Source organism: Roseburia sp. 1XD42-69 (assembly GCF_003612565.1).
In the GTDB taxonomy this organism is placed as follows: Bacteria; Bacillota; Clostridia; order Lachnospirales; family Lachnospiraceae; genus Roseburia_B.
Window position 1 is genome coordinate 1 of the sequence record NZ_RAZG01000047.1, and the last position, 22,375, is coordinate 22,375.

Below are 22,375 nucleotides of genomic sequence, written 5' to 3' on the forward strand. Positions count from 1 at the left end.
TGTAGGAATACTGTCTGCATTATCGACATTTAAAAACTGTGCCAATGTCTCCATAAGCTCACTGCCAGCGGGCACGACATCCATCAGCCCTCCCCTTGGGCCAGTCGCCACGATGTAATTTTTACCCGAATTGCCATCTGTTTGTACCGATGTATTATTGGGATCAAACTCAAATGATTTATCAAGTTTCTTATCATATATACGCCAATATCCAGATATCTCATCGGACGGTTCAATTAGATACCGCTCACTTTCTACTTTTTCAACTGGCTGATTTGTTTCTGCCTTAAGATTATTTGTATTAAACCTTGAACCCATACTGCCCATTATGGAATATGCATCATATGCAGAAAACCTTCCTCCCGCTTTTGAATAAAGGAAATTATAACCAGAACTTTCACTCACCATATCTGTACCAGCCATTCTGCCTGCAAATCCTGTTCCCGAACCATTCCTCTGTGACTTTCCCATATCACGCCATGCGGGAAAACCCACCCCTATTCCATTTACGCTCATTTTTCAAATCCTCCATTGTCATCAATTATTTTATAGCAGCCCCTCTGTCGTTCAGAGCCGCATCCGCTCCCTTGTAATAAGTCCGAGCGGTTCATTACCTCCATGCAGACATACCGCCTAACTTCCCCTGTCAAACTTCATGACAAACACCCCCTTTCGCTGAAATTACTGCAATTACTTTTTTCACTCCGCACTCCCTTTATACGGATTAACCCCCAATGCCGCTTGCATTACCGATGCTCATACCTGTCTCCTTTCCTGTAACATCACCGTTACACTGAACTCATTTTTCTTTATCTTGATATCTATGTCCCCCATATATTCTTGCGCTTCCCTCTTTACATTGGAAAGCCCGAACCCGTGCATGGAACCTTTCTTTCCGAAAGGCTCTTTTTCCTTTGTAGAGATTGGGAGGTTCGTATCCGCATCCATGATAATCTCCCCTTCAAACGGGTTTCTGACCTCGATCAGGAAGAACTTTCTCTTCTGCCTGCTGGAAATAATAATATACCTGTCGCCCTGCCGCATTTTCCCGCAGGCTTCCAAGGCGTTCTGCAGCAGGTTATTTATAATGATGCCGATGTCATAGGCATCATACTTTTCCGATTCCGGGTAGGTAAATTCTGACCGGAACCGTATGCCCTGCTTTTCCGCAGCTTTCTGCCTGTCGTTCACAATCACGTCAGTAACGGTATTCCCTGTCTTTATGGAAAACTCAAAGGCATCCATGCTCTCATCCATTCTGGAAATGTAATTCCCCATGTCCCCATAGTTCCCACTCTCAAGCAGCCCCTTGATATTGGTCAGATGATTTTTCATCTCATGCTTCATCCGGCGTATGCCGTCATAAAACTGCTCCACCTCCGCCATCCGTTCCTGTATGGCATGGACCTGCTGCTGTTCCACAAAATATCTTTTCTTTTCCGCCTGAAGCCCTGCCACTTTCTGATAGGATATTATGGTCACCAGAATACTGGCATAAAATAGTGCTGCAGACACAGGTATAATCCCTATCAGCACCGGGTACTGCTCATAAAGCCGAATAATCAAATCCCCCTTAGCCACCACTGTCAGAATCCGGAATAGGATATTTACAAACAAGATGCCCGTCACAGGCGCCAGCAACAGATAGCACAATTCCCCTATATGCAGCTCTATCCTGCATTTTTTGATCTCATGTGCCGCCATATACAGCAGCACGAAAAAAAGCATAAACTGTAACAGTTCTACCATGAAAAAATTCAAAGCAGTGTTCTGCAATACCTTCGCCGCATCCGCCCCCTTTCCGCAATACCTGATTATATAAAAATTCACGCTCACCACCGCCAACGAACTCAAGTTCCTGATGCAGAAGAATACTACCCCCATGAACAGTGCAGCTTTCTTTTCCATCCCTAAATACCTTGCCGCCAGCGTCAACAGGACTATTACTGAAATCATGCAGACCAATGTTCCCATACTGACTGCCATGTTAAAAAAATAGATGATAGAATAGGATGCAAACACAGTCAGCATCTTTATGATATCTGCCGGATGCCCCCTTTTCCGCCCCGCCATATACGGATAGAAAAATGCCGTCAGACAGCAGGCATACAGAACGACCTCAATCCCCACCGCTGTATTTTGGAACAGTGTAAAACTTGCCTCGCTCAATGACAGCCCTCCTATTTCATAAACCGCAGGTACGCTTTTACAAAATCTTCATACTTATATTTTGAAATCAGGAGCTTATCCCCATTTGTCAGCGTTACCTCTGTTTTGTTGTATTCATCCACATAGGACAGATTGACCAGATAGCCTTTGTGGACACGGCAGAACTGCCCCTGCAGTTCTTCTTCCAGATCGCTCATTTTTGCATAATACTCCAAAACCCCGTCCTTCATATGGACGGCTATCTTATGGTTCTGGCTTTCCATGTAATAGATGTCGCTTAACGGTATTGTTTTTCCCGTATTCCCATACTGGATCATCAGCGCTCTTTTACCCTGCCCAGCCTGCTGTGCCGCCCTTTGAAAAATCTCGGCAAACCGCCCTTCGTCAACGGGCTTCAGCAGATACTGGAAAGCCCCCACGTCAAAGGCATCATACACATATTTTTCATAGCCCGTGACAAATATGATGACGGGCTGTTTGATATCTTCCATGCCCCTGATCCGTTTTGCCATTTCCATACCATCCATTGATGAATCCGGACCTTTCAGCTCAACGTCAAGAAACAGCAGGTCACATTCAGCCCTCGCTAAAAGATAGTCCTCCGCCGTGGCATATTCCGTAACCTCACACTCCACTCCTTGTTTCCGAACCAGCGAACAGATGTAGCTCCTTATATTTTTTTCATCATCACAGACCGCTATTTTGATTGCCTCCACCTCCTTCTTTCAGCATTTATCCCTAAAAATGCTTTACTTCGTGTATCGGAAAAATAATAATTTTTTTAACTCCGACAGCGTGAATAGACGATTTGACAGCGTAACTGGATTGACATTTTTTATCCTTAATATCCCCTCTGCCGCTCTCAATATCCCTCACAAAAGGGGCGGCTGCCCCCGCAAGGCGGCACAAACGCAAACCACCGTGTTTGCATATTAACTCTGATTTCCCCGCTTTCCAAGCGGTTTCTGCTGTCAAACCTGCCTGCGAAAACGGCAGACCGCCGCATATGGCGGTAAGCCATCTGCGGCGGTTAGCTTTTGTATATCCTTTATCTCAGCAGAGCCATACTCCCTGTCAATTTGTTTACCTTCTTTTTCGCACCACAGATGGCAACCCCATAATAATTCAGTTCCGTTTCTGAAACATTCTTCATTTTTTCGATAAACTCATCATAGGTCTTGCACCCCTGCGCAAGGTCTGAGAAATCCACCACCGTCAAATCCGAAAATTCCGGCTCATATAGCTTCTCACGGATAGACTTGATCACCTCCACATTTCCCTTTAAGATTGGCACAGGAAATTCAATGATCCCCAAATGACCGTTGCCCGTCCTGTCATACACATCCGCACCTACAACCTCCGGCATCTGCTTCCCCAGCGTAATGCCCATGATCGCCGCCGTATTCGCTATGATGCCAAGTGGCAGGTTCTCGTCAATCACCATGACACATTTTTCATTCTGTAAATCCATTTTCTATTCCTCTTTTCCGAAGGATTTCTCCTCCTGTTTTTTCTGATAACAGCGGTATAGATAAGCCCTGTAAAAACCTAACCGCCCATATTGCTCCGATAGTTCTTCCCTTCCCGGAATATTTGCCAGTATCTTTACAATTCCATTTGCCGCTGCAAACCGCAGGATATCCTCCAATCTTATTTCTGGCAGGTTCCCGTCCGGCAGGAATAAAAGCCCCTGACGCTTTATCCCGACAACCATCTCTCCCGCCATGACGTACTCCGTCCCGCCGTTCCCGTTTTTAGGAACAATCCCTCCGACAATTTCCCTTTCATGCACAGTTTTCCGGCATCCCCTGTTAAACTGTATTCACCGACCACGCCGCATTTTTCCAGTCCGTATCCATTGTCCGTAAGGATGGAACTCAGGTGGTAATTGGTATGCTCCACGATGCGGAACACACACCCTGCCCCGCACTGACGGCTGATTTCCTCGCACCTGCGGATGTTCCCCGGGATATCCCCTTCCGAAAATTTGTAATACAGCGGATAGACCAAAAGCTGCCCTTCCATTCTTTTCAGCACCCATCCCCGGCAGACTTGCGTTTCCCTGTCTGGGAACAGGCTGATGATCTGCTCCTCCGTCCTTATCGCAGGCTCATTCACTGTTCCCACTCCCTTTCCCGTTATATTCAGAAAGGAAAAGCCCTGCAACCGCCAGAACCGTCCCCATAATGGAAACCCACGTTACCGGCTCCTTCAGTATTAACACGGAAGTCACCACCGTTATGACAGGAACCATGTAAATATAGACACTGGTCCTGACCGCGCCAAGCACCTTTACCGCAAGGTTCCATGTCACAAAGCAAAGCGCGGAAGCCCCCAGCCCAAGATACAGGATATTGAGTAAATACGTCATATCCGCAAACCGTTCCAGCCTGACTTCAAAATCGAAAAGGAACAATGCCGGAGCCATGAACAGGATGCCATAAAAGAACGTCCGCCGCGTGGTGAGTATGACCGGGTAGCCAAAGCTGCTGATTTTCCTTGTCAGTATGGAATAGCACGCCCACACAAATGCCGCAAGGACTGCCAGCAGATCCCCCATCGGGTTTAGCTCCAGTTTAGAGCCGTTAAAGCTGATCAGCAGGGCACCCGCCATCGCCACCACAAAGCCTATAAAAAAATTTGCCCGCAGCTTCCCTTCCGATTTCAAGAACAGGCGTGACAGGATTGCCGTGAAAAACGGCGCAACCGAGATGATGACTCCCACGTTGGACGCCATCGTATATGTAAGCGCGATATTCTCCAGCAGGTAATATAAGCATATTCCGCTCAAACCCGCCAGCACGAAAGTCAGCTCCCGCCTGCGCCCCACGCCTTTCATTCGGTGCGGACAGACCAAAAAGAGCGCCGCAAAACCCATGACAAAGCGGAAGAACAGGATTTCCACCGGCTTAAAATCCGTAAGCAGGACTTTGGTGGATATGAATGTCGTTCCCCATATGATGATAGTGAACAGCGCCGCCAGATGCCCGGCTGATCTCCTATTCCCCATGCTGCTCACCGTCCCCGTCTTTTTCCGAGAATATTTCACGGTAAGTCCCCGGCGCAAGCCCTATGAACTGATTGAAATAATTTGTAAAATGACTCTGGTCGGAAAACCCTGTCCTTATGGCCGCCTCCACGGGCGGCACACCTTCCGATAACAGCTTCTTTGCCTCATTGATGCGGACTGTCTCAAGGTATCGGTACGGCGTGACCCCTTTTTCTTTTGTAAAGGCCCGCAGCAGCGTTGACTTGCTAAGCCCCGCATGGCGGCATATCTGGTCTAAATAGATGCGCTCCGTAAAATGTGCTGTCATGTATTCACAGGCTTTTTCAATCTCCTGTCTGCATTCCGGGATGCAGCTTTCAAAAGGCTTCCCATAATTCTGGATGAGGTACGAGAGCAGGAACAGCAATGTTTCCTCTTTCTTAAACTCCCCCGTTCCTTTCATGACCATCTCATGCAGAGGATGCAGGTGGCAGGCTATCTCCTCATCACAGATAACATTTCTTGAAAATCCCGGAAGTTCCCGTTTCCCGGTAACTTCCTCTGCCAGATCGAGCATGACCTCCTTTGAAATGTTAAATCCCCGGTAATCAAACGTCCCTTCATCACTCTGCACACAGGCATGGCTGTCGCCCGGATTGAAAAGCACAATGCTCCCTTCCTCTATGGCATATTCCCTGTCACGGCAGGAAAGCACCCGCTCCCCTTTCTCCACAAAACCTATGACATAATGCTCATGGAAATGGCTTGGAAAGGGCTGCACGATTCCCTCAAAGCGGTATGCCTCCATCCTCAATTCATCATCGTATACCACTGTCCTTATTTCTTTCTTCATGTGGATTACCTCCTTGTCAAAAGCCATTTTACCTCTTATTTTTTCCTGCGTCTTGTAAAATATCTTCATTTTTCAGATTTATTGGTTTCATTTCTTGTGGGAATTATCTGGATAAAAAGAAACGGTTTTATGTGCATTGGGGGATTTTATTAGAAGGCTGCATTTTAGAAATGAAGAAATTCATGAATTGCCTGAAAATGAAAAAAAGGGTCATTGAACATCCCCCCCTTTTCCCTCGCTATCATTTTTCAATTTTTCTATATACTACCACGCAAAACTCCATATTATCACGGAAACTCATATACAAACACGAAAACTCCGGGCAGTTTCCGTGTTTGTATCATATCCCCCGTTTTCCGACAGCATTTTCCGTCAAGCTAATACCCTTTTCCGCAAAAACCAACAATATCCTACACCTTTTTACCTTTCCGTTTTATACTATCACGGAAACCCCTGACTTTTGCGTGAAAGTATACTTTTGCCTGCAAGTACCAAAATTCCTATGGCATTATTTCTGAATAGCCGCCTGGGCGGCTGTTAGATATTGTTCACATAAATTCTCCAAGACGCAGAGGGGCCACGCTGGACAAGGGGAGGGGTCAAAACAGCCACAGAGGGGTCAGACTTGTGACCACTGTGGCCGTCCATAACCGCCGCTCCCATGCTGCCCTAGCACAGCCCCAAAATCAAACAAAGGGATTCCGGCAACAACCAATGTGCCGGAACCCCTTGTTTTCAGCGGTTTCCCCGATATTCTGTTCATGCCCTTTGTATCAATTAAGCGGTTTACATTTCCACATAGAATTTTGGGTTAGGGAAACCGTGTTCTTTGGCGTATTTCATCAGATATTCTTTCTGAGATGTATTGTGTAAAGGGTGGTTTCACCATCCAAATACACATTGGCTGACGGTTCATTTGTGGCAAAATGACACAGGCTGAAAAGGCGGTGATCGACCAGCAGAAGGGAACCGAAGCGGGAGTGTCTGGGAATGACCTGGGCGCTCCTTCTTCTTTATAGGCCCCCCTCCTAAGAGCGCACTTACTCACCACCTGCCAAGGGCCGATGGTAGTACTGCCTGACGGCAGCCGTGCGCCCTCCGGGGGCGGCTTCGCCGGGGTGTCCTTCCCTGCCGGTATATAATCAGCAGACGCCAACGGTGGCTTGTGCATCGGACGCAGCCGCGCCGATCACCGGGGGCTTGGGGGCCTTCAGCCACCAACAAGCTGCGCCGGGTATATACCGGTGCCTTGCTTGCCAGTACTATCAACGCCTATAAATGAGGGTTGAATGTCATTCGCATTAGTGGTATACTTGGCTCGTGTTAATTCGATAAATCGAAATTTCGGGGAGGATACATATACATGGATGAACAAAAAAGAGAAACTGTCGAAAAAACAGTAAAGACAGGTATCACATTTGGCAGCGCTTTGGCAATGGTAATTAGTTATTCTACTTGGCACTCTGTTGGGTGGGCCATTTTTCACGGACTGTTGAGTTGGGTATATGTGATATACTTTATTTTGAGATACTAATCCTAGTTTAACGGGGGGGGGGATTTCATTTTTATGGTGAAATCCCCCTTGACAAATGTTCTCTTGGTTTACAATGCTGTTGCTTTCGCCTTCCCGTCCGTCATCTTGGCTTAATCTACAATATAATGCCGTAAATTCTTCCTGCTGTCTTTTCATAAAGTTCTCCTTTCCGACAGCAGACACGGTATTGTGAAGTGTAGGTACAGTGTACCACATCTGCCCTTAAACTTCAACGCTTTAAAGCGATAATTCTTCCGTTGCCTGTTATTCCCCGTCATCATCACCCCAATTCCCATCATCATAAAATCCATATCCCTGTGCGCCACGCCGAAAAATATCCGTAAGCATTACAAGCAAATCCCTCCCGTCTTTTCGGAAGTGGGCGTTGACGGTGTATTCCGTGCCGCCGATTTTCTCGGTAATGCTCATCGGCTCTGGGATGCGGACAAGGGGCGTGACGTTCTGGACAGGCGGCAGAGGGGGATATATTTTGTCTGGATTTACCATAGGGACGTCCTTGTATTCCTCCATAATCGCCTGTATTTCTTCCTCTGACAGTCTGCTCATCGCAATGATTCCTCCCTCCTGCGGTCTGTTTTTACTGGCTGTTTCTGCCGATTTGGACGCTGGTTTTCCATCGTGTCGTGGATTTGGTCTAAGCAGTTGTCGATATGGGCGGAGCGTTTTTCAATCCCGTCTGCATATTTCAGACGTTTTCTAAACTCCGTTATCCGCTCTGTCACGTCCTGCTTTTCGGCTCGGAGAGTTTCTTTTTCGGCTGGTGTGGCACGGCGTACCTTGTTCCGCAAGTGCTGGCGGTAGTCAATCAGTTTATTCATCTCGGTCTGGTTTTTCTCCCTGTCGGCGTGTAAGTCGGAGAGGGTGGAGATGTTATGCTTTGACATATACCTTACCTGTGCGGTAATCTCGTCCAGTTTCCGCAATTCTTCTTTCATCAGCGGGCTTGTCGGTTTGTAGTCCGTGTCTTTGGGAAATACCCCCAACTGATAGCACCAGTAGTAATACAACGCTAAAATCCCTGTGGTTTTTTGATGCGGTTTCCATGCGTTTTTATACTGCTCTGGCATATGGGGAGAATAGGAAATCCTTGCTTTGTGGTTTCCATATCGGGAAGTCCCGCCTAAACATGACCGTATGAAATCGGGTGTCAACCGCTCATCAAGCGTGTCTAACCTTGTGAAATGCTTGTACTGCGGCAGCTTCATTTTCCAATGGCTGCCCGAAAAATCAACCTCATATCCCTTGTCGGCAAGGTATTTCATCATGTGCTGTAAATCCCTGCTCCCGTTGATTGCCTCCCTTAAATCCTCCCGATAGACATTGTACCGTGTGGGTTTTCCGTTCTTTTCATCCAGATAAAGCGGTCTTGACGGTGCTTTCTTCGGGTTTTCAATTACCGACAAACTGTACTCTCGGCATAAGCGGTCGGACACTTCCCTTAACCGTTTCTGCTCCAATTTTGAGTAATTGTATTTGCTCCCATCCAGATAAGAAACGGAGTTAAAGCAGAAATGGTTGTGGAGATGTCCTTTGTCAAGGTGGGTGGCAACGATTATCTGGTATTTATCACCCCACATTTCCCTTGCTAGTTTCAATTCGATTTCGTGGCATTGTTCAGGCGTTACCTCGTCTGGCTTGAAACTCTGGTAACCATGCCAAGCGATATACCCGCCTGTCTTTTGGTACTGTTTCTCCGTTAAAATCATCTGCTGTAATGCTGTTTCTTTCAGACAGTTGACTGCGGAAACATACTCGCCCTCATTTGTTTTTAACGGATTCTTCACATAGGAGAACACGTCAAAGAAGTCCTGCATTTCCCGATTCGGCACGGTCTTTTCTGGATTTTCTATATAGTCAATTAAGTCATTTATGCTCCCCTTGGTGTTAGTACCTTGACATGCCATAGGCTCGTTACCGCCATATCAAACCGCCTCCTGTTCTGTCAATTCTTCTACGCTAAACCGTTGTGGGAGAGTTGATTTCTGTTGCAGTTCTAAGATAAAATCTTCAATCTCCATACAGATTTCGGCGGCGGTCGGATAGTAGGGAACACACTTTTTGAAAGCGTCATGCACCTCATAGAGCTTGTTTAACAGCTCCCAAAACTCGGCTTTAGGCTGTGGCTGCGGGGCGTTTTCTTTGCATAACTGGCGCATAAATTCTGCTGCGGACAGACCGCAAGCGGCGGCGCACTGCTTTAATTTTTCATGTTCTTCCTCGTTCAATCGGACGGTAATCGGGACATTCCGCACGTCCTTTTCTGGTTTTTCTCTGCTCATTTTTCTTATCCTCCAGTCTTGAATTTCATTTTTAACAGGGTATTCAGGGATGTTCCCTGAGTTAGTCCACGCCCACAAGCGGCGTGGATTTGGATTGTGGCTGACACAATCCGATGCTCGCTATCTCTGTGGACGCGTCGTCACAAGTTCCGTATCGCTCATTTCCGTGCAGGCACGGAAAATCACTCACTCCACTGCTCCTCCTTCTCCCAAAAAGTCTAGCGACTTTTCGGGAACCATATTTCCTGTGCAGCGGCATTCTTAACGCCTGTCTTACCCTCCGAAAAGAAAATCCTATGTCCCTGCACCTCCGTTCTGGATTCGGTTTCTCTTGACTTTTGGATAAATGAAAAAGCCGCTACACGACATCACGAATGGCAGGAGTGATTTCTCCTGCTCGGATTCGCAATGCTATGTAACGGCTTTGGGATTCAAAACCTTGCTGCCATACGCCAGCCGAAAAGGTCAGCATACATTCGGCGGCGGTCAGCCTTGTCCATTGGCTGACATTCCATTCTTCCATCTATGTGCTATTTAATTTTCAATCTTCCAATTCTCTCACTGGTATTTCAGAATACCATAGCGGCTGCATCCATGTCAAGATTTTGGGCAAACTTTTTAGTATTCCCTGTGGACGGAAATTTTATTCACCTATTTTGAAAATTGGGCAAGGTAATTTTATCCCTCACCCAATAGTCCATAAGAAAACAGAAATTATTAGATGCTTATAAAATCTTCCGCAACTTTTTCCGCAGATGGTCTAACCTTGCATAGATAGCCCCTGTCGTCTGTGCGGATTTGTTCAATGATGGTCTCATGAACTCCATGCTCCCGCAATATTTTTTCCTCGGCTTCTTTCCAGATAAGCCATTTCCTGTTCTCCCGTCCGTTGTTGTATGCCATTCTTTTTTTCCTCCAATCTAAAATTTTTGAAAATACTAAAATCCAGATTGGAAGGGTGGGGAACGGCAGCCAACAGCAGAAACAGCCCTGCGGCACATTCCGATAAAAAACGACATAAGAAAAACCGCAAAGGCTCTGTGACCTCTACGGTTATAGGAGATACATATTCTGTTAAGCGGAGATTCTACTTCTGGTTTCATGGTGAGAAGCAGCGTTGCATGGGCAGGGATTTTTTTAACTGGTTTCCTGCCGTTCCCCGATATGCTATGTATAAGTCAAATCTGCGTTGCATGAGCAGATAGATTACTGCCCGAAAAAAGAACATAAAAAATCTCTCCAACCTACAAAAACAGGTCTGGAGAGTGTCTGTTAAGTCTTTTTGAGCATAGCATAATCGCCCACCACACACCGTTTTTTTATATGGTGGGCGTTTGCCGTAAAACCTTATAAAATAGAATAGAGCCAATAAACCTGTGATTGCTCACTTGTTCATCGGCTCTGCGTCTGTGCGTCGGGCTCTGTGATGATATATTGTCCTACCCGATAAATAGGGTTTTCATATCAATAGGATAAAATCATTTGTCTTTATCTTGGTTTTATCTCATAGTTTTTAAAAAACCACTTGACCAAAAGAATAGCGGCAATAGCTATCGATGGCAAACCCAACAGATTGTTAAAGTTTATTTCTGGAAAGAAATAATTCAAAACCATATTAAGCACAAAAAATGAACTGAAAGTTACAATCAAAATTTTCAATATAGAATTGTATTCTCCTTGTGCTTTTTCTTTTTTCGCCTGTAATTCCATAAGGTTTTCTTCTGCTCTTTTCTGATAATCCTCCATAATAATCCTTTCCCCGCTAAGCAGTTCATTTACAGTTATGCCCAGTATGTTGCACAAATCAAGCATTAGCGAAACATCTGGCATACTTTTTCCCGTTTCCCATTTTGAGACTGCTCTATTGGTAATATTTAATTTTTCAGCCAACTGCATTTGCGTAAGCCCTTTTTCTTTTCGACAGGCTGATATAAATTTTCCTATCATTGCTTGTTCCATGTCCCACCTCCTGGCAAATATTTTACAAACTGAAAACGGATTATGAAACGAACTAACAGTCGATTGTATCTAATTCAACCAACAGTTGATTCGGCGATTATCCGCTATTTCCCCTTGTTTATCTGTGGATTGGATTTTTATCGCAACAGTTCACCCACAAACTGTGATTCGTTGTTCTGTTGTTTAGCTCTGTGTTCTCGCTTCAAGCCCTTCAATAATCGTTACTTGTAAATCCTTTACTTCAATCAATGTTTCCCATTTGCACTTGGGACAGTAGAGAGGATAGTTTTTCAAAACCGTATCCTCTCTGATTTTGACACTAGTTTTATTTCCGCAAACAGGACATAAAATCCATTCTGATTCTCGTTTCATAAGCACTCCAATATAAATTTTTCAAGCATTGGATTAAGTTGCTTGGCATTACGCATTGGAAAGCCGTGATTTGCTCCTTGTAATGTCATTGTCTGACAGCTTGGATTTTGAGCAAGTAATGTAAGAGAAGTTTTCATATCTCTGACTTCCTTACTCCCACAAATCGCCAACATAGGTATCGTTACTGCTTGATATTCAGGTAACTTTGATAAATCTAATGTATTGTAAAAGAATGAGCGATACACCAGCGGAGTAATCTGTTTTGAATATTCAGCCATATTATCGGCTTGTTTTTTTGTGTAGTTCCAATATTTTCCTTGAAACTGCACCAACCACCTCCAATGCAGCATTTTTGCGGATAATCCCGCAAGAGAACCGTACATCCGAATTTTTTTCGGTTTAGGATTAATCCATGCGCTTAAAAATACTGCAAAGTTAAATAATTCGGGTTGCTTACTGACAAGCATTATTGCAATTTGACCTCCAAGCGAATGACCGATTACACCGATTCGCTTTTTATGTAGGGATTTAATGAGCATAAAGAGTTCCTCTACGGTCTTTTCTGGCTCATAAATCTCAGTAGCCGCCTTTCCCGCACCTGCTAAGTGAGGTACAACAAGATGGTATTTATCAGAAAAGCAATACTGCCTACAAAATGTATCAAGCGCCCCCGCCCCATGCAGAAGCATGATAGTCGGATTTTCCTTGCTTCCATATTCATCATAATACAGCATAATTTTTCCTTTCTTTGTGAACAGTTTCAATAATAAATTTTTCTATTTCCTTATTTACTTGCTCCGGATTATCTCCATTGGCAAAATGCTTTGCCTGTTTTATAAAATGCAAAGGATAACCTGTTTGCTTTGCCCATTCTTTGCAATATGCCTTAACCTTGCCTGTGCTGTCTTTCTCATCCACCAATATCAATATGGGGAACGAAAAATCAACATCTTTATTTTCTACAATAAAATATTCATAGGCAATCCGCATTTGCTGGATAATTTCTGCTTTAGACAGCGACTTTAACATAGACAACATTTTTTGATAGGAATAGCGGCTCTCTGATACTGATACTGACCATGCCATGCTCTTTCGTAAAAGATTTGTTGTTAGGCATTTTGCCATAGGAACAACCTGCTTCAGCCACCACAAGTCTGATTTTGAGTAATATTTAAGTCCCAATGGCGTTGTATCTAACGCCACAAATCCTTTTACCATATCAGGATACAAAGCAGCAAAATGTTAACTTGGATAGCCGCCCATAGACATACCCACTAAAAATGTTTTTTGAATGTTCTCTTTCTGCAATATGCTATGTAATATTTCTGCTGTATCTTGATAAGTGAATTTCTGATATGGTTTCGACAATCCATGCATAGGAACATCCCATAAGATTTTTGTTCACACCTCCTGCGTATAAACCTTTTTCCAAAAATCAATTAAAACAATAATTTCTTTCTCAATTTCGTCTGGTATAATACAATTTGAACGATATTTTTTCAGCATATATCCATCGACAGCGTAAAAAATTTCATCATACATTGTTTTTAACTCAATATCTTTCCGAAAGTTTGATATTTCTATTTTCTCAAACACTATCATTTCACTTGCCTTGCTAACATCATTAAAGTTTTCTTGAATGGACTTGTGTATTTCTGGAGCCGTTTCATAATATGCTCTTAGCGAAAAAGCATATAAATGCGGATAGTCACGCATAAGCGAACACTTTGATAATAGGCTTCTTTTCAGCATTTCAAAAAAATCATCTGTTTCCAAAGTTTTGTATTCTGTAACCGCTTTCCTTGTCATCTCAATAGCGTTCATCCACAGGTACATATATAATTCCTTTTTGTTTGTAAAATAGTGAAAAAGCAATGCTTTTGAAATACCGCTCTCGTCTGCAATTTCCGACATTGGGGCTTTTTTGTAGCTGTTTTCTGAAAACACTTTGTAAGCAGCGTTTATAATACGCCGCTGTTTTTCTAATGGAAGTTTGAAAAACTTGTCATTCATATACATTCTCCTTATTGACCGTAACGGTTAATGCAAGTATATTATATATCCGTTGACCGTTTTTGAGAAGACTATTGCTAAAATTATAAAGAAAAGCGACAGAGCTTTAACCCTCTGCCGCCATGTTGCCTATATGAAAATAATTTCCTCGTTCACAATCTTCATTGCACAAGTCCGTATGTTATTGAGCCGTCCGACCCATTCTAAGGCGTTTTCAGCCTTTAGCTGTTCCGTAACGCCCTGCGCCTGCTTCATGCCCTCTATAAGCCGTTCAAAGCGTTCCTGCGCCTGCCTGTCAATATCGGCAAGATAGGAATTGAGCCTGCCGCTTGTGAGAAGATTGGTGTATGTAACCTTTTGGTATTGCTTCAGATAGTCCATATGCCGCTGTCCCCATATGCCTATCGGCTGTTCTTCTTCATCTGGTAATCTTAAATCTGGAATAAGATACCCATTTTCTTCGTGGTATATGCCGCCTAACTGTTCAAATATTGATTTCATATGCAAAAACTCCTTTTCTGTATGGTTTGGTTTCTGCGGGGTATCTGCAAGCAATGTATCAGCAGGCTGTATGTATATACTGTCTTTAAGTTAAGTAATCCCCGTGCCTCTCGTATCTGCCGCCCAGTTCCTCAAATAATGATTTTGCCATTTTCTGTCTCCTCCAAATAAGATATTCACTCCACTTTGTTGTGTCTGCTGTCTTAAACACAATTTTGAGTTTTCTCCTTATCTAGTTTCATACTTGTACGAGATTGGGATGTTGAAATCAAAAAAGATTTCATCATAACCTGCTGTTTCCTTCCATCTTCTGCCCCAAACCCTTAGGCTTTCCCATCCTTTCTCCTCCCATGCCATGCTCCATGGAACCCATATCAGAAATATTCAAATCCCCCGGGTCAACTAATGTACTGCTTTCCTGTGTGTCTTTTGAAGCCCCGATTGTTCCCGCAAGCTGGCCGCTGATACTTTCCATGCGGAGCAGGCAAAACTCACGGAGGGTGGAGACGCCTTTTTTATATTCCTCATAAGTACAGAATTTTGTAGGGTCCTTTTCCACATATGGATCAATCATTTCCGTTACATCCTCAAGCAGCTCTTCAAAATATCCGCTGTCATAATATTTGAGAATAAACTCGCGAAAATACTGGTGATACATTTCTGTATACTCCTCACTTGAAAAAATCCAGGCTAACATAGGCCTCTCTTCTATCTCGCCACCGGAAACAGGGGAATCTATAGGATAATTTACAAGTTCAGCCGCACTGTCCATTGACTGGAATCCCCCAAAGGAAAGATTGTAATCCCAGGGAATCATCTGCATCTGCCCATCTTTTTCATAGAGATAATAATTGTGAATCATAGAGCCTGTGTAACTGTCAAAATTCAACAGGAAATTATGTACCACAAAGTAACGGATTACTGCCTCCATATCTATTGTCTGCCCTAGATTTTCACCGCTGCTTAGATTTTTTAAGGACTGAATAAGCCTTGTTTTATCACTGTGGGTAATATCTGTCTTTGCATTGTCAAAGATATTAGAATAACTTTCTATTTTATCATCCACATATTTCAGCAGCACATCATCCCTGGCAGTCCCCATGCCGCCATCCGGCCTGCCCCCTTCTTCTGCGCCGCCCGGCCTATGGTTTTCACCGCTTTCCTTTCCCCCGCCGATTTTCATGCTGTCAGGTTTATAAAGCTCACCGTAATTGCTGCCGTAATTCCGTCTGAGAAAAGCTTCCTCCACGCCCTCCACCGCAAGATAAAGTCCCCAGTCCCGGCCGTTTACCGTAATGTAAACATAACTGCAAAGAGGGGACGCAGCCCCCATCTCCCTCATCATTTGATATGCCAGGTAATCTTTCATATAGGTGTTGTCCTGAATAATATTGTTCAGGCACAGCTTATCTAAACCATAGTAGCTTTTTGTATCGTCATAATGGTCAAACTCAATTTTAAAACTGTACCGGTTATTTCCGTATGCTTCCACCTGGGTAAGGGAAGTGTTCCCTTTCCCCCGAATAGCCGCATTTTTGTAAACTTCATTGTCAATCAAAAGGCTGCAGACATAGTATTCTTCATTTTTGCAGTAAAATCTTCCCAGTCCTCCATAACAATGTCAATGGTGTGGACCTTAGAAGTATCAAAGAGTTTCGTTTCATATCCCATGGCTGCAAAAACTTTTTCCACCCCAAGATTTTCCCCCTTCATAAAAAGAAGGGTAAGAAAAAGGGTAAACATAAGAATGACGCAGCATATTTTATCAATAGATTTATGCGTAGACATAATCTCCCCCTTATCCCATATATTCACCGTTATAGCTTACAAGGACAGCGCTGTTTATCCCGGGCATATCTGAAAGAATATTGATAAAATCCGTGTCATCATCTTTCATACGAATTTCCATATTCAGCTCTACGGCGCCTTTTTGGGCTGTCTTGCTTTTTACAACACATTTTCGCACCTGCCCCTTAAGAAATTCTTTCGCCTGGTTTTCCGCAGCCGAATCCATGCAGGATAAAACCACAATATAAGGGTTACAGCAGGATTTTCTGTTGACAAAGACAAGAAGTATGATTCCACTAAAAACACTGCCTATAACAGACAGGGGAATCATCCCCGCCGCCAAAACAATACCTGCTGCAATGGCCCAAAATAAAAATGCAATATCAAGAGGCTCTTTAATCGCTGTCCGGAAACGCACAATGGAAAGCGCACCCACCATGCCCAGGGAAAGAACTACATTGGATATCACCGCCAGGATAACAAGGGTGGTAATCATGGTAAGGGCGATTAAAGTTGTTCCGAAACTGGAAGAATACATCACACCCTGGTACGTCTTTTTGTAAACCAAAAATATAAACATGCCAATGCCGAAGGCCAGGATAAGGGCAAGCCCCATATCAAAAATGCCCACACTGGTGGTATTCTCCAAAAAACTTGATTTAAAAATGTCCTGAAACGTCATAATATTTTCTCCTCCTAATCTAATTTAACCGTAAACCCTGCAGGCTGCATATTTAGAAAAGGCCCCTGGCCGGCGGCCCTTCAAGCTGACGGCATCACGGATAATGTCCGGCAGATATTCATCCCATTTCACCTCAAGGATAATGGGCGCATCTCTTACCGGAAGCGTGATGCAGCTAGGATTCAAAAAATCCCGGCAGTTTTGTCCCGTTCTGATATTGTAGTCTATTGTTACACGGACATTCCCCGGTGAAAATACAAATGCCTCTCTTGTATAGCCGACAATAATTTTCGGCTGCAACCCGCCGCAAAGTTTGCTGTAAAATTCCAAAACCAGGGAATTTCCACTCTGGGCCATCCATTCAAAATTCCCCTCTGCAAGACATGCTGCCTGCTCTTTGAAAAGGGGAGCGTTCTCTTTTAAGCACAAACCGTTTACTTTGCACTTTTTCTCAAGATGAATCACTTTTAAGTCGTCGTTATAATATCGGATTCTGAATTTCTCACGAATATTCACGCCTTCAATTTTATCCCGCAGTGCTTTGTCTGAAGCATGATCAAAATATAAACTGTGAACCACATATTTTCCGTCCTTGGTGTGGATGTCACGTTTGGCCACCGCAGAAAGCCTCTGGCAAAGGATCAACATATCCCCATAACTTATCCTGTATTTCCATTCATGCCGGTATTTCACAAATTTCACTCCTTCCAAAAAAAATCCAATCTCTTTTGTACTTTGGCTTTGCCATTATACAAAAGAAAGATTGAACTTTTATTGAAAGAAATTATTTAATTTTGCTGGGCAGGGAAACCACAAATTTTACTTTTCCATTGTGGCAAAATACCTTAATTTCTCCGCCGTGTGATGCGGCAGCTGCCTTTGCAATGGCAAGCCCCAGGCCATAATGCCCGCTTTCGCTGCTTCTCGCCTTATCCAGTCGGTAGAAGCGTTCAAAAAGGTTTTCCATCTGCTCCGGCGGTATTTCCTCCCCAGTGTTTTCCACCCACAACTTTATAACATTCCGTTCTTTTCTCAGGGTACAGGAAATCTCACCGTCTTTTTTGCTGTGGGAAACTGCATTGTCCAGCAAGATAGACACAAGCTGTTTTAATTCGTCCCCATTTCCAAACACATATAGGGATTCCTCTATTTCACAATGAAACTTCAGTTCTTTTTCAAACGCAGCGCTTTCAAAAGGAAGGGCTTCCCCCGTCACAAGACGGCTAAAATCCAGCCTTTCCTTAGGCGCAGAGACATTTTCTGTCCTTGCAAGTTCTAAAAGCCTGCCCACAAGAACCCCCATGCGCGCATTTTCATATTGGATATTGGCAAGCCATTGATTTTCCCCAATCACCCGGGATAAAAGTTCGGCGTTTGTATTTACCACAGCGATAGGCGTTTTCAGTTCGTGTCCTGCATCTGAGATAAACCTTCTCTGTTTCTCATAGCTTTCTTCCAGGGGCGCCACGATTCTGTCTGCAAGATATCGGGCAAGAAAAAACAAAGCTGCAATGGCAAGCCCGCCAAAAATCAGGGTATATCGAAACAGGGTATTAATGCTTTCCTTAAAAACCGTATTGTCCTTAAAGGTAAAAAGCATGTATCCGCCCTTATCCAAAACAAAATAAGCCAAATTATTTTTTACGCCTGTTGCTTTGCCGCTGGATGATATATCCTCGGCAAGGCAGGAAAGTTCCTCATTGCTGTGCAGTTTTTCCTGGGGATTTTTTATCTCAATGATTTCCCCCTCATATGTCATGGCAACCGTATAAAATGTGGCGAGCTGAAATAAAGGCATATCGGAATAACGGGGATTTCCAGGGGGCGGCGCCTGGCCTGGCCGGGACAGGACATACCGCCAGGCGTGTTCCCTTAACATACCCTTGTTTTGCTCTGCCAGTTCAAAATAACTGCAGGCATAAATTATGGTAAGGGTTCCCGCCCACAGCAGTACAAGCACAGACATAATGGAAGCCACAATTTTCCTTCGTGATTTCTTAAACATCTTCCCACCTTAATTCATACCCCATTCCCCGCACTGCTTTGATTTTCGTCTTTGCCCCCACAAAAGACAGTTTTTTTCTTGTAAAAGACATATACACCTCTACATTATTATATTCCGCTTCATTTTCAAACCCCCATATCTTCACTGCAAGCTGTTCACGGGACAGAATTTGCCCTGAATTTGCAATGAGATATTCCAGTATCCGGTATTCCTTTTCGCCAAGCCGCACACTTTGTCCGTTTTGGGTGCAGTTTAAGGTTGCACTGGATGTCTCCAGAGAAATATCCCCAAAAGTCAAGGTGTTATCCGGCGTACTGATATTTCTTCTTCCAAGCGCCCTAAGCCTGGCCAAAAGCTCCCTGGCCATAAAGGGCTTAGTCAGATAATCGTCCGCACCACAGTCGAGACCCGTCACTTTATCCTCCAGTCCACTTTTTGCCGTAAGCATTAAAACAGGGGTATGGACTCTTTTTTGCCGAAGCTTTTTCACGATTTCAAAACCGTCCATTTCCGGCAGCATTACATCCAGGATCATTATATCGTAAATCCCGCTTTCCCCTGCGGCAAGCCCTGACAAACCATCATAAAAACAGTCCACCTCGTATTTTTCCTGCCGCAACAGCTCCCCAAGTGCATCGGCCATCCTCTTTTCATCTTCCACTAGCAAAATCCGCATTTCATCCTCTCCATTTATCATAATACCTTTTCAATCCTGCATCTATGGTCTTTATTCTGTATTTATTATACGGAAGATGTAAAAATTAAACAAGGCGAATCCCCAGTTTCCCAGAATTTGAAAAAGGGAAAAATATATGATACTATGTATTACAATAAAAATCTATATGGGAGCCGTATCTACCATGAAAAAAATATTAATTATAGAAGACGACAGGGAATTAAACCTGGGCGTTTCCTACGCCCTGGAAAAAGAACAATACCAGGTTCTAAAAGCCTTTTCCTTAAGGGAAGGAAAAAAGCTTGAGACAGAGCAGAATTTGGACCTGATACTGTTAGACGTAAACCTTCCGGACGGGGAAGGATTCTCCTTCTGCCAGTGGCTGACATCCCAAAACCGAAACGTCCCCCTTATCTTTTTAACCGCCCGTGATTTGGAGGAGGATATCTTAAAAGGCTATGAAGCGGGAGCCTGGGATTATGTCACAAAACCTTTTTCCATGAAGGTTCTAATAAAGAAACTGGAAGTGATTTTAAAGCGGGAAACTGCCCCAAAGGAAAATATCTATGACGATGGTTTTTTGCAAATTGACTTTGACAAGGCAAAGGCAAAGACAGGGGGAAACCAATGTATTTTAACGCCCACGGAATTTCGGCTGCTTCATACGCTTATCCAAAACAGGGGACAGCTACTCACATACTCCACGCTGTTAGAGCGAATCTGGGACCAAAACGGCCAGTTTGTGGACAAACATGCACTGGCGGTAAATATTAACAGGCTGCGGAAAAAAATTGAAGACGGGGAACACAAATATATATCAAATGTATATGGGATGGGATACCAATGGCTGAGAGAATGATGCTAATCATATGTGCCGCCGTAATTCTTATTTTGGCATATAAGCTGCGGCGGCTTTCCCGGGATATCTGCGAATACCACATCTGGCTGGAACAGTGCTTAAACCGCTTAATAGACGGAAAAGAACTTAGTAAAAGCCATATTCCAAAAGATACCTTAAAAGGCAGAACGGAAAATAAACTGTACCACCTAAGCCGTATCTGGCAGCAGAAAAGCGACTCCGCAGGAATGGAACAAAAACAGATAAAAGAGCTGATTTCCGATATTTCGCACCAGACAAAAACTCCCACTGCAAATATAAAATTGTATACGGAAATGCTCTCCACAGAGACCGACCATGAGAAAATCAGGGAGTTTGTTAAAAACATAGAATCCCAGACGGAAAAACTGGATTTTCTAATGGAGAGCATGATAAAAATGTCGAGGCTTGAAGCTGGGATCATAGAAATCCGGCAAAAACCGGAAAACCTCTTTTTCACCCTGCAGAAAGCTCTCTCCGCCATTGTACCAAAGGCGGAACAAAAAGGAATCACCCTTTCTGTAAACTGCCCGGAAAACATTTCGGTAAGCCATGATACAAAATGGACGGAGGAGGCCGTTTTCAATGTATTAGACAACGGCGTAAAATACACTCCCTATGGGGGCAGGATTCGTGTGGCGGTAAAGAGACAGGAAATATATACGAAAATATCTATTAAAGATACGGGAAAAGGTATTGCAAAAGACCGCCAGGCCCAGATATTCACCCGGTTTTACAGAGAGCCGGAAGTCCATGAGACAGAGGGCATCGGCGTGGGCCTTTATTTGGCGCGAAAGATAATCACCCTGCAGAAAGGTTACATGCAGGTGCAGTCCGGGCCGGGGGAAGGCTCAGAATTTTCTATATTTCTCCCGAATAAAACATAGTACAAAGGCATAAAAAAAGAGATGAACCCTTTGATTCATCTCTTTTTTGCCGTCTTTTTAAGCTTATTCTGCCTTGTAAGATTTCTCCACAAGTACATTTCCGTCCGGGTCAAGGTAACGCATTGTTACTGTACAAGCGCCTGCCTGTCCCACTGCATCATCAAAAGTTTTTACCTGAGCCTTTAATGTATCTGCCTGGGCATCCAATGCTGTTCCTAAAGCCTCTCCCATTCCGTCTACCATCATAGAGCTGTCTTCAATTTTAATGATAATAGCCAGCTCATTTCCTGTAGCTTCAAAATCTACGGACATGCCGTCTCCTGCCATTGCTCCAAATGCAGTATCCATGGTAGATTTTACACTGGGATCATTGTATAATTCCTCCAATGTTGTGGAAGTTCCTGCATCGCTGCCTGCATCATCTGCACTGTCTGCGTCATCTGCACTGTCTGCATCATCTGCACTGTCTGCATCATCTGTTTTTGTGTCCTCTGCCGCCTCTGTCTTAGCTCCTGTCTCAGCGGTCTTTGCCTTATCATCAGAGCCGCCGCAGCCTGCAACAGACAATGTCATTGCCATAAGTGCCGCACATGCAAAAAATTTTAAAGATTTTCTTTTCATAATCCATTTCCTCCTTGCCGCTAAGAAGTTTTCCTCACTTCTCACAGCCAATCCTATGTATTATTGTATCAACGATGTTTATGTTACTAAAATTTTTCCCCCTTGTCAATCTAAATCATACACAATCAGCATATTGTCTAAATTTTACA

The 22,375-nt window shown here is 43.9% G+C and carries 27 protein-coding genes and 2 pseudogenes; 2 read left to right on the forward strand and 27 right to left on the reverse strand.

Going from position 1 to position 22,375, the window contains the following annotated elements:
* The 26 genes and pseudogenes from D7Y06_RS17365 to D7Y06_RS17480 all read right to left on the reverse strand — a co-directional run.
* A pseudogene (locus D7Y06_RS17365) lies at window positions 1–516 on the reverse strand (hypothetical protein); the annotation flags it as partial.
* A gap of 240 nt (window positions 517–756) precedes the next feature.
* The gene (locus D7Y06_RS17370; protein WP_120409006.1) at window positions 757–2,169 is read right to left on the reverse strand and encodes a sensor histidine kinase; all 1,413 of its coding nucleotides are present in this window, start codon (window positions 2,167–2,169) and stop codon (window positions 757–759) included.
* Window positions 2,170–2,180: 11 nt separating this feature from the next.
* Window positions 2,181–2,885 (reverse strand): LytR/AlgR family response regulator transcription factor, encoded by a 705-nt coding sequence (locus D7Y06_RS17375; RefSeq protein WP_120409007.1) that lies wholly within the window; start codon window positions 2,883–2,885, stop codon window positions 2,181–2,183.
* Between the two features lie 332 nt (window positions 2,886–3,217).
* Window positions 3,218–3,640, reverse strand: coding sequence for a DUF2000 domain-containing protein (locus D7Y06_RS17385; protein WP_120409009.1), 423 nt, complete (start codon window positions 3,638–3,640; stop codon window positions 3,218–3,220).
* A gap of 3 nt (window positions 3,641–3,643) precedes the next feature.
* Window positions 3,644–3,895 (reverse strand): hypothetical protein, encoded by a 252-nt coding sequence (locus D7Y06_RS17390; protein WP_147415706.1) that lies wholly within the window; start codon window positions 3,893–3,895, stop codon window positions 3,644–3,646.
* A complete protein-coding gene (locus D7Y06_RS17395) occupies window positions 3,868–4,287 on the reverse strand; it encodes a hypothetical protein (protein ID WP_120409011.1) in 420 nt (139 codons plus the stop codon). The genes D7Y06_RS17390 and D7Y06_RS17395 overlap by 28 nt, the downstream gene beginning before the upstream one ends.
* Window positions 4,280–5,179, reverse strand: a complete 900-nt coding sequence (locus D7Y06_RS17400; protein WP_120409012.1) for a DMT family transporter — start codon at window positions 5,177–5,179, stop codon at window positions 4,280–4,282. Before D7Y06_RS17400 ends, D7Y06_RS17395 begins: the two co-directional genes overlap by 8 nt.
* Window positions 5,169–6,011 (reverse strand): AraC family transcriptional regulator, encoded by an 843-nt coding sequence (locus tag D7Y06_RS17405; protein ID WP_120409013.1) that lies wholly within the window; start codon window positions 6,009–6,011, stop codon window positions 5,169–5,171. The genes D7Y06_RS17400 and D7Y06_RS17405 overlap by 11 nt, the downstream gene beginning before the upstream one ends.
* 1,210 nt (window positions 6,012–7,221) lie before the next feature.
* A complete protein-coding gene (locus tag D7Y06_RS17410) occupies window positions 7,222–7,701 on the reverse strand; it encodes a hypothetical protein (protein WP_120409014.1) in 480 nt (159 codons plus the stop codon).
* A 108-nt stretch (window positions 7,702–7,809) separates the two neighbouring features.
* Window positions 7,810–8,112, reverse strand: coding sequence for a hypothetical protein (locus D7Y06_RS17415; RefSeq protein WP_120409015.1), 303 nt, complete (start codon window positions 8,110–8,112; stop codon window positions 7,810–7,812).
* Complete coding sequence (locus D7Y06_RS17420; protein ID WP_243119372.1) at window positions 8,109–9,470, reverse strand: relaxase/mobilization nuclease domain-containing protein; 1,362 nt, start codon at window positions 9,468–9,470, stop codon at window positions 8,109–8,111. The genes D7Y06_RS17415 and D7Y06_RS17420 overlap by 4 nt, the downstream gene beginning before the upstream one ends.
* An 18-nt stretch (window positions 9,471–9,488) precedes the next feature.
* Window positions 9,489–9,845 carry a plasmid mobilization protein gene (locus D7Y06_RS17425; protein ID WP_120409016.1) on the reverse strand — a complete coding sequence of 119 codons (357 nt, stop codon included), beginning with the start codon at window positions 9,843–9,845 and terminating at the stop codon, window positions 9,489–9,491.
* 780 nt (window positions 9,846–10,625) lie between these two features.
* Window positions 10,626–10,748 (reverse strand): annotated as a pseudogene (locus D7Y06_RS26595) (sigma-70 family RNA polymerase sigma factor); the annotation flags it as partial.
* A gap of 585 nt (window positions 10,749–11,333) precedes the next feature.
* The gene (locus D7Y06_RS17430; RefSeq protein WP_120409017.1) at window positions 11,334–11,804 is read right to left on the reverse strand and encodes a helix-turn-helix domain-containing protein; all 471 of its coding nucleotides are present in this window, start codon (window positions 11,802–11,804) and stop codon (window positions 11,334–11,336) included.
* Window positions 11,805–11,987: 183 nt separating this feature from the next.
* On the reverse strand, window positions 11,988–12,176 hold the full coding sequence (locus D7Y06_RS17435) for a cysteine-rich KTR domain-containing protein (RefSeq protein WP_120409018.1): 189 nt from the start codon (window positions 12,174–12,176) through the stop codon (window positions 11,988–11,990).
* Window positions 12,173–12,910 carry an alpha/beta fold hydrolase gene (locus D7Y06_RS17440; protein WP_120409019.1) on the reverse strand — a complete coding sequence of 246 codons (738 nt, stop codon included), beginning with the start codon at window positions 12,908–12,910 and terminating at the stop codon, window positions 12,173–12,175. Before D7Y06_RS17440 ends, D7Y06_RS17435 begins: the two co-directional genes overlap by 4 nt.
* On the reverse strand, window positions 12,897–13,301 hold the full coding sequence (locus tag D7Y06_RS27240) for an alpha/beta hydrolase (RefSeq protein WP_243119373.1): 405 nt from the start codon (window positions 13,299–13,301) through the stop codon (window positions 12,897–12,899). The genes D7Y06_RS17440 and D7Y06_RS27240 overlap by 14 nt, the downstream gene beginning before the upstream one ends.
* Before the next feature lie 276 nt (window positions 13,302–13,577).
* Entirely contained in the window at window positions 13,578–14,189 is a 612-nt protein-coding gene (locus D7Y06_RS17450; protein ID WP_120409020.1) for a TetR/AcrR family transcriptional regulator, read from the reverse strand.
* A gap of 129 nt (window positions 14,190–14,318) precedes the next feature.
* Window positions 14,319–14,690, reverse strand: a complete 372-nt coding sequence (locus tag D7Y06_RS17455) for a TnpV protein (protein WP_120409021.1) — start codon at window positions 14,688–14,690, stop codon at window positions 14,319–14,321.
* An 85-nt stretch (window positions 14,691–14,775) separates the two neighbouring features.
* On the reverse strand, window positions 14,776–14,901 hold the full coding sequence (locus tag D7Y06_RS27680; protein ID WP_256387235.1) for a hypothetical protein: 126 nt from the start codon (window positions 14,899–14,901) through the stop codon (window positions 14,776–14,778).
* Between the two features lie 72 nt (window positions 14,902–14,973).
* Window positions 14,974–16,248 carry a CotH kinase family protein gene (locus tag D7Y06_RS17460; protein WP_243119374.1) on the reverse strand — a complete coding sequence of 425 codons (1,275 nt, stop codon included), beginning with the start codon at window positions 16,246–16,248 and terminating at the stop codon, window positions 14,974–14,976.
* Window positions 16,245–16,478: a hypothetical protein gene (locus D7Y06_RS27245; protein ID WP_243119375.1), complete on the reverse strand. Its 234-nt coding sequence runs from the start codon at window positions 16,476–16,478 to the stop codon at window positions 16,245–16,247. Before D7Y06_RS27245 ends, D7Y06_RS17460 begins: the two co-directional genes overlap by 4 nt.
* A gap of 10 nt (window positions 16,479–16,488) precedes the next feature.
* On the reverse strand, window positions 16,489–17,160 hold the full coding sequence (locus D7Y06_RS17465; RefSeq protein WP_120409022.1) for a DUF4956 domain-containing protein: 672 nt from the start codon (window positions 17,158–17,160) through the stop codon (window positions 16,489–16,491).
* 24 nt (window positions 17,161–17,184) lie between these two features.
* Window positions 17,185–17,853 carry a polyphosphate polymerase domain-containing protein gene (locus tag D7Y06_RS17470; protein WP_120409032.1) on the reverse strand — a complete coding sequence of 223 codons (669 nt, stop codon included), beginning with the start codon at window positions 17,851–17,853 and terminating at the stop codon, window positions 17,185–17,187.
* Window positions 17,854–17,944: 91 nt separating this feature from the next.
* Entirely contained in the window at window positions 17,945–19,165 is a 1,221-nt protein-coding gene (locus D7Y06_RS17475; RefSeq protein ID WP_120409023.1) for a sensor histidine kinase, read from the reverse strand.
* A complete protein-coding gene (locus tag D7Y06_RS17480) occupies window positions 19,158–19,841 on the reverse strand; it encodes a response regulator transcription factor (protein ID WP_120409024.1) in 684 nt (227 codons plus the stop codon). The genes D7Y06_RS17475 and D7Y06_RS17480 overlap by 8 nt, the downstream gene beginning before the upstream one ends.
* A gap of 184 nt (window positions 19,842–20,025) precedes the next feature.
* On the opposite strand from D7Y06_RS17480, the gene D7Y06_RS17485 reads away from it, so the two are divergent.
* Window positions 20,026–20,700 (forward strand): response regulator transcription factor, encoded by a 675-nt coding sequence (locus tag D7Y06_RS17485; protein ID WP_120409025.1) that lies wholly within the window; start codon window positions 20,026–20,028, stop codon window positions 20,698–20,700.
* Window positions 20,685–21,605 (forward strand): sensor histidine kinase, encoded by a 921-nt coding sequence (locus D7Y06_RS17490; RefSeq protein WP_120409026.1) that lies wholly within the window; start codon window positions 20,685–20,687, stop codon window positions 21,603–21,605. Before D7Y06_RS17485 ends, D7Y06_RS17490 begins: the two co-directional genes overlap by 16 nt.
* A 63-nt stretch (window positions 21,606–21,668) precedes the next feature.
* Here the strand turns inward: D7Y06_RS17490 and D7Y06_RS17495 are convergent, their stop codons facing one another.
* A complete protein-coding gene (locus tag D7Y06_RS17495; RefSeq protein ID WP_120409027.1) occupies window positions 21,669–22,226 on the reverse strand; it encodes a DUF4854 domain-containing protein in 558 nt (185 codons plus the stop codon).
* Window positions 22,227–22,375 lie beyond the last annotated feature (149 nt).